Origin of the sequence: Pseudomonas sp. 43mfcvi1.1 (assembly GCF_900115935.1) — a bacterium.
GTDB classification, from domain to species: domain Bacteria; phylum Pseudomonadota; class Gammaproteobacteria; order Pseudomonadales; family Pseudomonadaceae; genus Aquipseudomonas; species Aquipseudomonas bijieensis.
The window spans coordinates 412,010-427,463 of record NZ_UETT01000001.1; the positions used below are offsets into that span (position 1 = coordinate 412,010).

12 protein-coding genes are annotated in these 15,454 nt (G+C 60.9%); 6 read left to right on the forward strand and 6 right to left on the reverse strand.

The window, feature by feature from the left end; all coding sequences use genetic code 11:
- Positions 1-59: 59 nt before the first annotated feature.
- On the forward strand, positions 60-584 hold the full coding sequence (locus DTP52_RS01840; RefSeq protein ID WP_109751579.1) for a DUF6586 family protein: 525 nt from the start codon (positions 60-62) through the stop codon (positions 582-584).
- Positions 585-690: 106 nt separating this feature from the next.
- Entirely contained in the window at positions 691-924 is a 234-nt protein-coding gene (locus DTP52_RS01845; protein ID WP_003183419.1) for a hypothetical protein, read from the forward strand.
- 71 nt (positions 925-995) lie between these two features.
- On the opposite strand, the gene sulA is transcribed toward DTP52_RS01845, so the two are convergent.
- Both sulA and lexA read right to left on the reverse strand, forming a co-directional pair.
- Positions 996-1,469 carry an SOS-induced cell division inhibitor SulA gene (gene sulA / locus DTP52_RS01850; protein WP_109751580.1) on the reverse strand — a complete coding sequence of 158 codons (474 nt, stop codon included), beginning with the start codon at positions 1,467-1,469 and terminating at the stop codon, positions 996-998.
- 10 nt (positions 1,470-1,479) lie between these two features.
- Positions 1,480-2,088 carry a transcriptional repressor LexA gene (lexA, locus tag DTP52_RS01855; RefSeq protein ID WP_003199651.1) on the reverse strand — a complete coding sequence of 203 codons (609 nt, stop codon included), beginning with the start codon at positions 2,086-2,088 and terminating at the stop codon, positions 1,480-1,482.
- Positions 2,089-2,329: 241 nt separating this feature from the next.
- On the opposite strand from lexA, the gene DTP52_RS01860 reads away from it, so the two are divergent.
- Together DTP52_RS01860 and nagZ are read left to right on the forward strand one after the other, a co-directional pair.
- Positions 2,330-3,043 (forward strand): TetR/AcrR family transcriptional regulator, encoded by a 714-nt coding sequence (locus DTP52_RS01860; protein ID WP_109751581.1) that lies wholly within the window; start codon positions 2,330-2,332, stop codon positions 3,041-3,043.
- 169 nt (positions 3,044-3,212) lie between these two features.
- The gene (gene nagZ / locus DTP52_RS01865; protein ID WP_178082457.1) at positions 3,213-4,211 is read left to right on the forward strand and encodes a beta-N-acetylhexosaminidase; all 999 of its coding nucleotides are present in this window, start codon (positions 3,213-3,215) and stop codon (positions 4,209-4,211) included.
- Between the two features lie 27 nt (positions 4,212-4,238).
- Here the strand turns inward: nagZ and DTP52_RS01870 are convergent, their stop codons facing one another.
- From DTP52_RS01870 to mfd, 3 genes are read right to left on the reverse strand one after another with little or no spacing between them, the layout of a single operon-like run.
- Positions 4,239-6,932 carry a DEAD/DEAH box helicase gene (locus DTP52_RS01870; RefSeq protein WP_109751583.1) on the reverse strand — a complete coding sequence of 898 codons (2,694 nt, stop codon included), beginning with the start codon at positions 6,930-6,932 and terminating at the stop codon, positions 4,239-4,241.
- 11 nt (positions 6,933-6,943) lie between these two features.
- The gene (locus tag DTP52_RS01875) at positions 6,944-7,510 is read right to left on the reverse strand and encodes a CsiV family protein (protein ID WP_109751584.1); all 567 of its coding nucleotides are present in this window, start codon (positions 7,508-7,510) and stop codon (positions 6,944-6,946) included.
- A gap of 10 nt (positions 7,511-7,520) precedes the next feature.
- Entirely contained in the window at positions 7,521-10,970 is a 3,450-nt protein-coding gene (mfd, locus tag DTP52_RS01880; protein WP_109751585.1) for a transcription-repair coupling factor, read from the reverse strand.
- A gap of 168 nt (positions 10,971-11,138) precedes the next feature.
- Between mfd and DTP52_RS01885 the strand changes: the two genes are divergently transcribed.
- Complete coding sequence (locus tag DTP52_RS01885; protein ID WP_109751586.1) at positions 11,139-12,602, forward strand: glyceraldehyde-3-phosphate dehydrogenase; 1,464 nt, start codon at positions 11,139-11,141, stop codon at positions 12,600-12,602.
- A gap of 155 nt (positions 12,603-12,757) precedes the next feature.
- On the opposite strand, the gene DTP52_RS01890 is transcribed toward DTP52_RS01885, so the two are convergent.
- Complete coding sequence (locus DTP52_RS01890) at positions 12,758-14,056, reverse strand: MFS transporter (RefSeq protein ID WP_109751587.1); 1,299 nt, start codon at positions 14,054-14,056, stop codon at positions 12,758-12,760.
- Positions 14,057-14,259: 203 nt separating this feature from the next.
- Here DTP52_RS01890 and DTP52_RS01895 point away from each other — a divergent pair, with 203 nt between their 5' ends.
- Positions 14,260-15,309, forward strand: coding sequence for an FAD:protein FMN transferase (locus DTP52_RS01895; RefSeq protein WP_371925580.1), 1,050 nt, complete (start codon positions 14,260-14,262; stop codon positions 15,307-15,309).
- Positions 15,310-15,454 lie beyond the last annotated feature (145 nt).

Consider the following 15,454-nt stretch of genomic DNA (forward strand, 5'->3'; position numbering starts at 1 on the left):
TTGATCCACGACACTGTCCCACTTGCTTGAAGCTTTCATTTCGTTGGGGAGACGCCACCATGGCCCACGAACTCTATACCCGCACCAATCAGAAAATTTATTTCGCCGGTCTGTCGCTTGAAGCGCTCACCAGGGCCGAGGATGGGCGTGCGATGAATTCCCCGGCGTTGCTCCAGGCAGGACGCGAATCCGCGCTGTTTCACCTTTACGGTGCGCTGTTGGGGTTGTGCCATGAAATCGCCGGTTTCTATCGCCTGCCGCAAGCGAACGCGTCGCGGGCCGAGTTGTTGTTGACCCGCGAGGTGCTGGAAACCATCGCTATTCCGGAATTGGCCGAAATGGTCGAGCTGGCGCACAATCCGGAAACCTGGCTGGCGAAGCTATTGGCGGCCCATGCGGCGCTGTTCGAGCCGCCCCGAGCCCCGCGCAAGCCCAAGGGGGACGTGACCCAGCCGTTGATCGTGGCGGTCAATCTGGATGAGCAAGAACCTGAGCAGGAGTTGAGCCGGGAGGAGCTGGAGAGCTGGCGCCAGAACCTCAAGAGCCTGGCGATACGCTTTCGTGAAGGGTTGAACGAGTGCTGAGTTTCCCCACGGCCCGTTACGCTCGTTGATGACGCTTGGTCAAGATCCCGAGCGGAGCCTGGCCGATGACTATATAATCCTCGCCTTTCGTGGAGAACAGACTTTTATGCCAACGTCCTTTCTAGAAATTGTCGAACTTCCTGATGGCCGCATCGAACTGCGCAGGGCTGAGGACGAGGGGTCTCTGGTTACCCTGAACTTCTCCGAAGATGCCAAGGTATTCCTCCAGGGGCAACACGTCGAAGTCGCCAAGGCGATGCTGAGCGTGGGCGTCCAGATGGCAGGTCGCCTGGTTGAAGGCGAATTCAACAAGGAAGAGGGGCCGCGGGTTCTTCATTGATCCCGCCTGTCGGCTTTTTTGAATAGTATGACTGGCCGGCTTCTCTGTCTTGGAGAAGCCCCGCGTTTGTTTTAACCCAATCGAATATTCAGACTTTGTGCGTCCCCAATACGGGCGGCGCTGATCAACTGTTGCCGTGCGGTCGTGGTCAGTGGATTGAGCCAACTGACCACGGTGTGGCTACGGCCCAGGCGCAATGCTTCGCAGGTCAACTGTTGGGCGCTTTGGGCGCCTCGCGGCTGCAACAGTAGAATGCGTTCACGGTTCAGGCCGGCATCCCGCAGCCAGGCCTGGGTAACGCTGGCCGGCGGCGCGATTAGCGTCAACCAGCGAGCGTCCTGGTCCTGGCTGAGTTCCCGCAGAATCGGCGCCAACAGGTTCAGGCAGTTTCCAGCCGCACCACGTAACGACAGTTCGCTGAAAGCCTCGGGCTCGACGCTCCACGGCGACTCGATGACCTCTTTCAGGACTGGAACCAGCGGTTGAGCCATGAATGCCTCGAACAGCGGAAGTTGTGTGTGTTGTGGTGTGTGAGGGAACTGCATAAAGCCTCCTTTAGCGGCGAATGACGCCGACACTCAAGCCTTCGATGACCAGATCCTGATCTTTCAGGTTCACTTCGATGGGCGCGAACTCAGGGTTCTCGGCGATGAGCCAGACCTTGCTGCCGTCGCGCTTGAAGCGCTTGACGGTCACTTCGTCGCCAATTCGCGCCACTACGATCTGGCCATTGCGGGCTTCGCGGGTGGTGTGGACGGCCAGGAGGTCACCGTCGAAGATGCCGATGTCCTTCATGCTCATGCCGTGTACACGAAGCAGGTAATCGGCCCGAGGATGGAAGAACGAAGGATTGATGTTGCAGGATTCCTCGACATGCTGTTGGGCAAGGATCGGTGCGCCTGCCGCCACCCGGCCGATGATTGGCAAGGTGGTTTCGTCGGCCTTGGCTTCGAAGCCGGGGATGCGAATGCCACGGGATGCGCCCGGGGTCATTTCGATCGCACCCTTGCGCGCCAGCGCCTTGAGGTGTTCTTCAGCCGCGTTGGGCGACTTGAAACCCAGTTCCTGGGCGATTTCCGCACGGGTTGGCGGGTAGCCGTTGTCTTCGAGGCAGCGTTTGATGAAGGCCAGAATCTCTGCTTGGCGTGGCGTCAGCTTTAGCATATTGATCGCTCTGTCTTTTTATACAGTGACTGGGATTATATACAGTGGACGCCGCTTGGCAATCCTCCTTTTTTCACAGGCCGCTGGACGGTCGGTCGGACTGTTGGACGCGACATGGCTACCACCCGTGAAAAGGTGTGGTTAAATACGTGACCGGGCGTTCGCAAAACGCCCCGGCAGGCTTGACAACCCATGGTCTGAAACGTATGTTTCAAACAAGTGTTTGTCAGGCGGAGTAACCATGGCCCAGTCGGAAACCGTTGAACGCATTCTCGATGCTGCCGAGCAGTTGTTCGCGGAAAAAGGTTTCGCTGAAACCTCGTTGCGTCTGATCACCAGCAAGGCCGGGGTGAACCTGGCAGCGGTGAACTATCACTTCGGTTCGAAAAAAGCCCTTATCCAGGCGGTTTTCTCGCGTTTCCTCGGGCCTTTCTGCCTCAGCCTCGATCGCGAGCTGGAGCGGCGCCAGGCCAAGCCTGACGTCAAGCCGACCCTGGAAGAACTGCTGGAAATGCTGGTCGAGCAAGCGCTTGCCGTGCAGCCACGCAGTGGTAACGATCTTTCCATTTTCATGCGTTTGCTAGGCTTGGCGTTCAGCCAGAGCCAGGGCCACTTGCGGCGTTATCTGGAAGACATGTACGGCAAGGTGTTCCGCCGCTACATGCTGCTGGTCAATGAGGCCGCGCCGCGCATTCCGCCGATCGAGTTGTTCTGGCGGGTGCACTTCATGCTCGGTGCTGCAGCGTTCAGCATGTCCGGTATCAAGGCATTGCGGGCCATCGCTGAAACCGATTTTGGCGTGAACACGTCGATCGAGCAGGTGATGCGCCTGATGGTGCCGTTCCTGGCGGCCGGCATGCGTGCCGAAAGCGGTGTCACCGATGAGGCCATGGCTGCCGCACAATTACGCCCTCGTAGCAAATCGGCCCCGGCCCCGGTGTTGGCCAAGGCTTGACGGGTGGGCGCGACAGCCTACATCCGCTAAGCTAGCCGCCCATGCCGACTCTCGTTTCGAACCTGCTTTGTATTTTATTCCACAATCGTTGCCTGCCGGCCCTGCAGCCCGGCGGCACGGTCGTGCCTGTGGGGTTCATCGTTATTAAGGAAATACTATGACTGCTGGCCTGCAAGGCTCGTTGATGGTGGATGTCGCCGGTACCTGGCTGACGGCCGAAGATCGCCACCTGTTGCGCCAGCCCGAAGTGGGTGGCCTGATTATTTTCGCGCGCAACATCGAACATCCACGGCAGGTGCGCGAATTGAGCGCCTCGATCCGTGCCATCCGTCCCGACCTTTTGCTGGCGGTCGATCAGGAGGGTGGTCGCGTGCAGCGCCTGCGCCAGGGGTTTGTGCGGTTACCGGCGATGCGGGCGATAGCCGACAACCCGAATGCCGAATACCTGGCCGAGCAGTGTGGCTGGATCATGGCCACCGAAGTGCTGGCGGTCGGTCTCGACTTGAGTTTTGCCCCGGTGCTGGACCTCGATTACCAGCGCAGCGCCGTCGTCGGCAGTCGTTCCTTTGAAGGCGACCCCGAGCGCGCGGCGTTGCTGGCCGGTGCCTTCATCCGTGGCATGAGCGCCGCGGGGATGGCGGCCACCGGCAAGCACTTCCCGGGGCATGGCTGGGCCGAGGCCGATTCCCACGTGGCTATTCCCAACGATGAGCGCAGTCTCGAGCAGATTCGCGCCAACGACCTGGTGCCGTTCGCCAAGCTGAGCAAGCAGCTTGCGGCGGTCATGCCTGCCCATGTCATTTATCCTCAGGTTGACACCAATCCAGCCGGATTTTCCCGTCGCTGGTTGCAGGACATCCTGCGCGGGGAGTTGCAATTCGAGGGTGTGATCTTCAGTGATGACCTGTCGATGGCTGGAGCTCATGTGGTCGGCGATGCTGCCAGTCGTATCGAGGCAGCGTTGACGGCGGGTTGCGACATGGGCCTTGTGTGCAATGACCGCGCTGCCGCGGAGCTGGCCTTGAGCGCCGCCCAACGCCTGAAGGTCAAGCCTTCGGCGCGGATCGCCCGCATGCGCGGCCAGGCCTACGCTTCCACGGAATATCGCCAAGACCCGCGCTGGCTGGCGGCACTGGGCGCGTTGAGAGCTGCCCAACTGATCGACTAGCGCTGAGCAATGGGGGAGCGCTGTGAATCAGCGCTTTTCCAGTTTGTCCGGCAGCGGCGCGAACAACGCTTCGATATCGTCGCTCTGCAATTTCCAATCCCCGGCCACGCGTCCGTCCAGCACGCCGGCCGCGAGGTCGGATTTTTCCTTTTGCAGCAGCTGGATTTTCTCTTCCACCGTGCCTCGGGCAATCAGCTTGTAGACGAACACTGGTTTTTCCTGGCCGATACGGTAGGCACGGTCGGTCGCCTGGTTTTCGGTGGCGGGGTTCCACCACGGGTCGTAGTGAATCACCGTGTCGGCCTCGGTCAGGTTCAGGCCTACACCCCCGGCCTTCAGGCTGATCAGAAAGATCTGACGCTTGCCGCTCTGGAATTCCTTGACTGGCGTGCGTCGGTCCCGGGTTTGACCCGTCAGGATCGCGTAATCGACCCCGCGCTTTTTCAGCTCATCTTCGATCAGCGCCAACATGGACGTGAACTGAGAAAACAGCAGCACCCGACGGCCTTCTTCAAACAACTCTTCGAGCATTTCCATCAGGCTGTCGAGCTTGCCCGAGGTGCTGCCTCGGGCAGGCAGGGCGGCGTCGTTGATCAGGCGTAGATCGCAACACACCTGGCGCAGCTTGAGCAGCGCTTCAAGAATGATGATCTGGCTGCGGGCCACGCCTTTGCGGGTGATCTCGTCACGGACTTTCTTGTCCATCGCCAGGCGCATGGTTTCGTAGACGTCCCGCTGGGCATCGCTGAGTTCGACCCAATGGATGATCTCGGTCTTGGGTGGCAGTTCCGTCGCCACTTGTTCCTTGGTCCGGCGCAACAGGAAAGGTTTTATCCGACCGTTGAGGTGCTGGAGTCTGACATCGCTGCCACGTTTTTCGATAGGCACACGGTAATCACGGTTGAAGCTCTTGACGTCCCCAAGCCACCCCGGCAGCAGGAAGTGGAACAGCGACCACAATTCGCCCAGGTGATTCTCCAGTGGTGTACCGGAGAGGCACAACCGCTGGCGGGCGTTGAGCTCGCGGGCGGCCTGGGCGGCTTTGCTGGTGGGGTTCTTGATGTACTGGGCTTCATCGAGAATCAGCACGTGCAATGGCTGCGCGGCGAGACGTTCGACATCCTTGGGCAGCAGCGCATAGGTGGTCAGGATCAGGTCGTAGTCGGCCAGTCGGTCGAAGTGTTTTTTGCGCCCGGCCCCATAAAGCGCCAGCACCTTGAGTTGCGGCGTGAAGTGGGACGCTTCGTCGAGCCAGTTGGGAATCAGGCTGGTGGGCATGACCACCATGCACGGTCGGTCGAGGCGTCCGGCGTTCTTTTCGCTGAGAATGTGCGCCAGAGTCTGTAGGGTTTTGCCCAGACCCATGTCGTCCGCGAGAATACCGCCGACTTCCAGCTGACGCAGCGATTGCATCCAGCTCAAGCCTTCGAGCTGATAAGGCCGCAGTGTCGCGTTCAGGCCTTCTGGCGCGGTGGCGGTGTAATCCTTGATATCCCGCAGGCGTTGGGCCAGGCCGCGAATGTGTTCGCCACCTTCCCAGGTCAGCGGCATGTCCTGCAGTGGGTTCAGGCGCAAGGCGTCCGCACTGTTGAGGCGCAGTTTGGTGGTGCCGGGTTCTTGCAGGTAAAACTCGCCCAGGGTCGCCAGCACCGGTTTCAGCCGGCCGTAGGGCAGCGCCACTTGCTGTGGGCCGAACTCCGAGTTCGGGCGGTTGGGCAGGTTGACCAGGATCAGTTCGTCGTCACGGCGCCGGGCCAGGCGTTCCGGGTTGAACAGTTCGATGTGCGAACGCATCAGGTTCAGCAGGATCGGCAACAGGCTCAGGCGCTCACCGTTGACGATGATCCCCAGTTCCAGGTCGAACCAGTCCCGCTCCGGCGTTTCCTCGACAGTGGCGTACCACTCGTCCACCGCCGTCAGGTCGAAGCCGAAGTCCTCGTCGATCTGCAATTCCCAGCCCTGGCTACGGAGTTTCGGCAGGTCGTTGAGGGTGAAGGTCAACCAGGCGCTGTCGTTGACCATCTCGTACAGTTCCCCGGCGCTTTCCGGCAAGGCCTTGCTTTGTCGGGTCGCGACCTTGAAACCGAGGATTCGCAGCTGTTCGCGGTAGGACTGCTCCACATCGGTGTGGCGTTTTATCCGCAGCGTCTGGGTTTCCTGGCGAATCAGCACGTCGGTGTTGCGCTGGCCGCTGACGTATTCGTCCAGGTAACTGAAGGACAGGGCCGCGCGGTGTTGGATGTAGCGTTGCATCTTGCCGTTGCGTGGCTCGAAGGCGCTGAACTCGATGCTGGCCAGCCACAGCCGCGGTACCGGCTGCACGTTATCCACCAGCACTTGCGGCGGGGCCTTGGGGCTGCGGTTGTCCAGCACCGCCTGGAGTTTCTCCAGCAACTGCGCGTCTTTTTCGGCGGCCGGGTAGGCCAGGGTTTCCTGGACTTGCAGCAACACTGCCGCGCAATGCTTGCAGTTGATACGCACCGGGCAGGAGCAAGCGGCTTCGAGCAGAATCAGCGCGCCCTTGGCTGACTCTTTAAGGCGAATGGTCTGACGGTAGACGTTGCCGCCAGAGCCTTCGCAACTGGCGGTGATGGTGCTGTCGCCGGCCTCGACGATCCTGACGCGGTTTTCCAGCGCATAACGGCGCCCGCGCTCCAGGCTCTGTTCCTTGAATCGATTGACCCAGGAAGGTGCCAGGGGTTTGCTCAGGGGCGAGGGCATAGGCGCGCCAATCAGTCCGGAATGACTTCAGGTGCCTGCCGTGGCGCGGGCGCGGTCAGCGAGGTGATCTTGATCAACAGGCCGAGATGACCGTTGTCGAGGAAGTTCAGTTGGCCATTCTTGGTGTGGCTCTGTTGCTTGAGGCGCTCGCTGGCGGTGACCAGGCCATTGGTGTTGATCTGGTTGACCCAGAAATCGGCATCCACGTCGGTGAAACGACCCAGTTTCAGCTCCAGGGTGCCCTCGATAGGGAATTGCCCGAACTGCTCGGCTCCGTCGCTGATGGCGACTTTGCGGCCCTGTTCACCGAGGGTCTGTTGCCAGGCCTTGTGCATCAATACCGTGTATTGGCCGCTGGCGTTGAGTTTCTCGACGATGTTGCCCAGGGCCGGTGTACGCTGGCTATCGGCACCCAGGCGTTGCGCGCCGGCGTCCCAGTCTTCCGGTGCGGCGCGACTGATGATCGCCGGCTCGGCGTTCTGGCGCACCAGAATCATTTCAACCTGATACAGGTCGTCGGCAAACGCCAGGGGGGCGACCAGGGTCAACAGCAAGGTCAGTGAGCGAAACAGGCGCATGTGGCGTCCTTCAAGCAGTGGTCGGAGTGAGGCGCTCGAACAGCGCTTCTACGGTATTGAAACGCTCTTCCGGGCGTTCCATGGGCACCATGAACTTGAACATCGTGGCGCCTTCGAACTTGTAGCGTTTGGGTTGGCCCTGGATCAGCTTGATCAGCACCAGTGGGTCGACCGGCGTCTGGGCCTCGAACTCGATCCGGCCACCGTTGGGGCCGCCATCGACTTTCTTGATGCCCAGCTGTTCGGCCTTGAGCTTGAGCAGCGTGGTGCGCACCAGGTTCTTGGTCGGTTCCGGCAACAGGCCGAAGCGGTCGATCATCTCCACTTGCAGGTCCTTGAGGCCTTCCTCGTCGCTGGCCGAGGCGATGCGTTTGTAGAGAATCAGCCGCGCGTGGACATCCGGCAGGTAGTCTTCCGGGATCAGTGCCGGCACCCGCAGGTTGATTTCTGGCCCGCCGCCCAGGGGTTGGTCGAGGTTCGGCTGTTCGCCCTTGCGGATCGACTTGACCGCCCGTTCGAGCATTTCCATGTACAGGGTGAAACCGACGGCCTGGATCTGGCCGCTCTGGCCGTCGCCGAGCAATTCGCCGGCGCCACGGATTTCCAGGTCGTTGGTGGCCAGCACGAAACCGGCGCCGAGGTCCTGGGTATTGGCGATGGCTTCCAGGCGCTTTTCCGCATCCGGGGTGATCTGCTGGCGTGGCGGGGTCAACAGGTAGGCATAGGCCTGGTGGTGGCTACGCCCGACCCGGCCGCGCAGCTGGTGCAACTGGGCCAGGCCGAATTTATCGGCGCGCTCGATGATGATGGTGTTGGCGCTCGGCACGTCGATGCCGGTCTCGATGATGGTCGAGGCGATCAGCACATTGAAGCGCTTGTGGTAGAAGTCGCTCATCACCTGCTCGAGTTCGCGTTCGCGCATCTGCCCGTGGCCGATGCCGATACGGGCTTCCGGCACCAGCTCGGCCAGGTCGGCGGCACATTTCTCGATGGTCTTCACGTCGTTGTGCAGGTAATAGACCTGGCCGCCACGCAGCAGCTCACGCAGCAAGGCTTCCTTGACCGTGCTTTTGTTCTGCTCCATCACGAACGTGCGCACTGACAGGCGCCGGGCCGGCGGCGTGGCGATGATCGACAGGTCGCGCATGCCCGACACGGCCATGTTCAATGTGCGTGGGATCGGCGTGGCCGTCAGGGTCAGGATGTCGACTTCGCTGCGCAGGGCCTTGAGCTGTTCTTTCTGGCGCACACCAAAGCGGTGCTCCTCGTCGATGATCACCAGCCCCAGGTTTTTGATCTTCACGTCGTCCTGCAGCAGCTTGTGCGTGCCGATGACGATGTCGATCTTGCCTTCGGCCAGGTCGGCCACGGCGGCATTCACTTCCTTGGTGGATTTGAAACGGCTCATGACTTCCACGGTCACCGGCCAGTCGGCGAAGCGGTCGCGGAAACTGTTGTAGTGCTGCTGGGCGAGCAGGGTGGTCGGCACCAGGATCGCCACCTGCTTGCCACCGTGCACGGCGATGAACGCGGCGCGCATCGCCACTTCGGTCTTGCCGAAGCCGACGTCGCCACACACCAGCCGGTCCATGGGCTTGGGCGCGAGCATGTCGGCGCGCACTGCTTCGATGGTGGTCTGCTGGTCGACGGTTTCTTCGAACGGGAAACCGGCGCTGAAGGTTTCGTAGTCGGCTTTCGGATCGGCGAAGGCATAGCCCTCACGAGCTGCGCGCCGGGCGTAGATGTCCAGCAGTTCGGCGGCCACGTCGCGCACCTGTTCGGCCGCCTTGCGTTTGGCTTTCTGCCAGGTTTCCGAGCCCAGGCGATGCAGTGGGGCCAGGGCGTCGTCGCTGCCAGTGTAGCGGGCGATCAGGTGCAGGTTCGCCACCGGCACATAGAGCTTGGCGCCCTCGGCGTATTCCAGTGTGAGGAATTCAGCGGCCTGATTGTCGATCTCCAGGGTCGCCAGGCCCAGGTAGCGGCCCACGCCGTGGTCGATGTGCACCACGGGCGCACCTTCGCGAAGTTCTGTGAGGTTCTTGATGACGGCGTCGTTGGCGGCGTCGGCGCGTTTCTCGCGACGGCGACGTTGCATGACGCGCTGGCCGAACAACGGGCTTTCGGCGACCAGCGCGAGGGCGGGGTCATCGAGTACCAGTCCTTCGTCCAGCGGGGCGATGGTAATCGCCAGGCGATCCTTGCCGGCGACGAAGTCCGGCCAGTTGTCCACCGTCTTCGGTCGCAGCTTCAGGCGTTCAAGCAGCTCCAACAGCACTTCGCGACGACCCGCGGTTTCGGCGGTGAACAATACGCGACCGGGGAATGTGTCGAGAAAGCCAGCCAGCGCTGCCAGTGGCTGCGTGGCCTTGGCTTCGATGGCCAGGTCCGGCAACGCTTTGGCCGGGAAGCGTTCACGACCGACGCCGGTTTCCACGTCCTGCTGGCTCGCCACCACCCGCGGCCAGCTCTTGAGGCGGGCAAAACAGTCTTCCACCGGCAGGAACAGCTCGGCTGGCGGCAATAAAGGCCGGGAAGGATCGACGCGACGCTCTTCGTAGCGGTTGCGCACGTCGTTCCAGAAGTTTTCCGCTGCTTGCTCGATGCCCGGCAGGGAGAACACCTGGGTGTCCTGGGGCAGGTAATCGAACAGGGTGGAGGTTTCTTCGAAAAACAGTGGCAAGTAGTACTCGATGCCGGCGGGAGTAATCCCGCTGCTCAGGTCCTGGAAAATCGGGCAGCGGCGGAAATCCACATCGAAGCGCTCGCGAAAGCGTGCCTTGAAGCGGGTCACGGCTTCCTTCTGTAGCGGGAATTCCTTGGCCGGCAACAGGCGGATCGACTGCACTTTGTCGATGGAGCGCTGGTTTTCCGGATCGAAGGTGCGCAGGGTCTCGATTTCGTCATCGAACAGGTCGATGCGATAAGGCAGCTTGCTGCCCATCGGGAACAGATCGATCAAGGCGCCGCGTACCGCGAACTCGCCGTGCTCGTACACCGTGTCGACGCAGCGGTAGCCACTGGCCTCGAGGCGGGTGCGCATTTGCTCGACATCGAGCTTCTGGCCGATGTCCAGCACCAGGCTGCTACCGAGCAGGAACTGGGTCGGTGCCAGGCGATGTAGGGCCGTGGTGATCGGCACTACCAAAACGCCATGACTGAGCTCCGGCAGCCGATAAAGGCTGGCGATTCGCTGGGAAATGATGTCCTGGTGTGGCGAAAACAGATCGTAGGGCAGGGTTTCCCAGTCCGGGAAATGCAAGACCGGCAAATCCGGAGCGAAGAAACTCAGCTCCTGTTCCAGCCGCTCGGCGCTTTGGCTGTCGGCGGTCAGCAGCAGGGTGAAACGCTTTGCAGCGCTGGCAGCCTCGGCGATGGCCAGGCTCAGGGCGGCACCGGGCAGGTTGCCCCAGTGCTGTTTACCTGCCGCGGCAGGGAGAAGCGGAAGACGCAGAACGGGCACGGAAGGTTGAGCTCCAGCGTTGCGACAAAGTCGGCAATTGTAGCGGGGGAAGGGGGCTGCTGTCAGTCGCAGACTACCCAGGCAGACAGGAAAACCACGGTGCGACAGGCGCGCATTGCTCAGCCGAGGACTCGGCGGCATAATGTAGCCCCTTTTTTCAGCCCCTACATGTGGAAGGTTACCGTGACTCAGAAGCCCGACCAGTGTCTTGGTGAATGGATTGATCGTGAAGCTCTCGCAGAAGCGATGATCCCTCTCATCGGTCAGCTCTACCGCAATAACAACGTGGTGAGCTCGATCTATGGCCGCAGCCTGATCAACCAGTCTGTCATCGCGATCCTCAAAGCCCACCGCTTTGCTCGCCACCGTTCTTCCGACGACAGCGAACTCTCCGTCCACGAAACATTCCCTCTGCTCAAAGCCATGAGCGAGCTCAAGCTCGGCGCGGCTTCGGTGGATCTGGGCAAGTTGGCGTTCAAGTTCCGCAACGAAGGCAACGGCCGTAGCGCCGAGCAGTTCGTTCGTGAAGAGTTGGCTGATGTGGTTGGCCAGCAGAACGTTTCGGCTCGCAAAGGCACCGACGTGGTCCTGTACGGCTTCGGTCGTATCGGCCGTCTGCTGGCGCGCATCCTGATCGAAAAAACCGGTGGTGGCGACGGCCTGCGCCTGCGTGCCATCGTGGTGCGCAAGGGCGCCGAGAACGACCTGACCAAGCGTGCCAGCCTGCTGCGTCGCGATTCGGTCCATGGTTCGTTCAACGGCACCATCACCATCGACGAAGAAAACAACACCATCACCGCCAACGGCAACCTGATCCAGGTGATCTACGCGAAGAACCCGACCGAGGTGGACTACACCCAGTACGGTATCAAGGACGCACTGCTGGTGGACAACACCGGCGTATGGCGTGACGCCGATGGCCTGGGCCAGCACCTGGCCTGCCCGGGTATCGACCGCGTTGTCCTGACCGCGCCTGGCAAGGGCAAGCTGAAGAACATCGTCCACGGCATCAACCACGGCGACATCACCGCTGACGACAAGATCGTCTCCGCCGCCTCTTGCACCACCAACGCCATCGTGCCGGTGCTCAAGGCTGTGAACGACAAGTTCGGCATCGTCAACGGTCACGTTGAAACGGTTCACTCGTACACCAACGACCAGAACCTGATCGATAACTTCCACAAGGGCGACCGCCGTGGTCGCAGCGCCGCGCTGAACATGGTCATCACCGAGACCGGTGCCGCCACCGCCGCCGCCAAGGCCCTGCCTGAACTGGCCGGCAAGCTGACCGGCAATGCGATCCGCGTGCCGACGCCGAACGTGTCGATGGCCATTCTCAACCTGAACCTTGAGAAAGCCGCCACCCGTGAAGAGATGAACGAGTACCTGCGCTACATGGCGCTGCACTCCGAGCTGCATAAGCAGATCGACTTCGTCAATTCCCAAGAAGTGGTCTCCACCGACTTCGTGGGCTCGCGCCACGCCGGTGTCGTGGATGCTGAAGCCACCATCAGCCAAGACAACCGCGTTGTCCTGTACGTCTGGTACGACAACGAATTCGGTTACAGCTGCCAGGTGGTTCGCGTGATGGAAGACATGGCCGGGGTCAACCCGCCAGCGTTCCCGCGCTAAGCCTTAGCCGCTTGTGAAAACGCCCCGACTTGTCGGGGCGTTTTTTTGTCTGCAGGTTTTGTGTTGGCTGGGCTGGCCTCATCGCGAGCAGGCTCGCTCCCACAGTTTGTACGCGTACATCCTGTGGGAGCGAGCTTGCTCGCGATGACGATTTTTCAGGCGCGGCCGACTATCGAGGCTTGTTCAGTGCGCAGTTCATGCCGATTGCCCTTGAACAGCACCAGGGTCGCAATCAACCCCAGCACCGCCGCGCCACTGAGCCATATCCCCGGTGCAGCCTTGTTGTCGAGCACATGAATCAGGTAGGTACAGGCCGCCGGAGTAAACCCGCCGAACGTCGCTGTCGCCAGGCTGTATGCCAGGGAGAAACCGGTGGTGCGCACCTCGACCGGCATGATTTCCGTCAAGGCCACGACCATGGCGCCGTTGTAGGATCCATACAGGAACGACAACCACAGCTCGACGATCAGCAAATGGCTGAAGCTGGGGTTCGCCACCAGCCAGGACAGTGCCGGATAGGCCGTCAGGATCGCCAGGACAGTCGCACCGAGCAACAGGGGTTTGCGTCCGATCTTGTCGGAAAACGCCCCCATCACCGGCAGCCAGAAGAAATTCGACAAGCCGATGCACACCGTGACCAGCAGTGCATCCAGGTCCGACAGGTTCAGCTCGGCCTTGCCGAAGGTCGGTGTGTAAGCGGTGATCAGGTAGAACGATACGGTGGTCATCACCACCAGCGCCATGCCTGCCAAGACGATGCCGAAGTTCTGACCGATGGAGCGGACAATTTCTGACAGGCTAGGACGATGTTTTCTCGCCTGGAACTCAGGTGTTTCCTCCAGTGAACGACGGATCATGAATATTGCCGGCACAATCATGCAGCCCACCAGGAACGGTACGCGCCAGCCCCAGTCGCCCATCTCCTGGGGACTCAGCCAGTGATTGAGGCCAACCCCCAGCAGGCCGGCAAACACCACGGCAGCCTGCTGGCTGGCCGATTGCCAACTGACAAAGAAACCCTTGCGCCCGGGCGTGGAAATTTCCGCCAGGTAAACCGATACGCCTCCGAGTTCCACGCCAGCGGAGAAGCCTTGCAGCAAGCGGCCCAGCAGGACCAGCAAGGGGGCCGCCACGCCGAGGACTGCGTAGCCCGGTACGCAGGCGATCAGTATGGTACCCATGGCCATCAGCATCAGGGTGATGATCAAGCCTTTGCGGCGTCCGTGGCGGTCGATGTAGGCGCCGAGAAAAATCGCCCCGAGGGGGCGCATCAAGAACCCTGCACCAAACGTGGCCAGGGACAGCATCAGCGAGGCGAACGCACTGTCGGCGGGGAAGAACGTCTTGGCGATGGCCGTGGCGTAGAAGCCGTAGACCATGAAGTCGAACATCTCCAGGAAGTTGCCGCTGACAACGCGAAAAATCGCCTTGCCGTTGCTCGTATTGGAAGGCATGTGTAGGTACTCACTCTGACAATCTTGTATGAAAGCGCCGTACCCCAGTGGAAGCCTTGTGGGAACCTGTGGGAGCAAAGCTTGCTCGCGATGCAGTCGACACGGTTTAACTGCGAGACCGTGTCATCGTTCATCGCGAGCAAGCTTTGCTCCCACAAGGTTCCATCGGCCCCCACAGGTTTTTGCGTGCGCTGAAGCCCATAATGGCCGGCGCGGTTTTGAGGGGAGATGAAGATTTGTTAACTGGACGATGGATTGGGGTTGTGGTGCTGGCCGGCGTGTTGTCCGGTTGCGGCAACGGCGACACGCTGGAACGCTTCGATGGGCCGACCATGGGCAGTCATTATTCCATTCAGTACGTCAGGCATTCCGCCGGGCCGGGTCCGAAAGAGGTTCAGGCCGAGGTGGAAAACATCCTTGCCGAAGTGGATCGGCAATTCTCGACCTATCGCAGCGACTCGGACGTCGAACGTTTCAATGCGTTGCCGGCCAATAGCTGTCAGATCATGCCTGGCCCGATCCTGGAGTTGATCCGCGTGGGCGAGCAGTTGTCGGTTCAAAGCGATGGCTCTTTCGACCTGACCGTGGAGCCGTTGCTGAACCTGTGGGGCTTCGGGCCCCAGTCCCGGGAAGAACAAGTGCCGAGTACCGAGGCGTTGGCCTTGGTGCGCCAGCGCGTCGGTCACGGTCATTTGCGTATTGAGGGCGACCGGTTGTGCAAGGACGCCGCGGTGGAGGTCGACTTCAACAGTATCGCCGCCGGTTATACCGTCGACCGCATCGCCGCCAGGCTCCAGGCCTTGGGCGTCGACAGTTACCTGGCCGAAGCCACCGGTGAGCTCAAGGCCGTCGGGCGCAAACCCGATGGCTCGGCCTGGCGTATCGCCCTGGAAGAACCCCGGGATGATCGGCAAGTGGCCGAGCGTGTCATTGAGGTCAATGGCTACGGGGTTTCCACCTCGGGTGACTACCGCAAATATTTCCAACAGGGTGGCAGGCGTTATTCCCACACGTTTGATGCGCGCACCGGTACACCAGTCCTACACAACCTCGCGTCGGTCACAGTGATTCATCCTTCGGCGTTGATGGCCGATGGACTATCGACGCTGTTGTTGATTCTCGGGCCTGAACGGGGTTGGGACTATGCCGAAAAGCACGGTATCGGGGTATTTTTCGTGGTGCGCGATGGCAATCGTTTTGTCACCCGCACCAACGATGTGTTTGAACGGATCATTCGTGGAACAAACCAGTGATGCCAGCAATGTTGTTCGCTTAGGGCGTAAATAATCCGTGGCGAGGGAGCTTGCTCCCGCTGGGTTGCGCAGCAACCCTCTTTTTGAGCGCTTCGCACTCAAGCGGGAGCAAGCTCCCTCGCCACATTGATTCAGGCGAACTTGA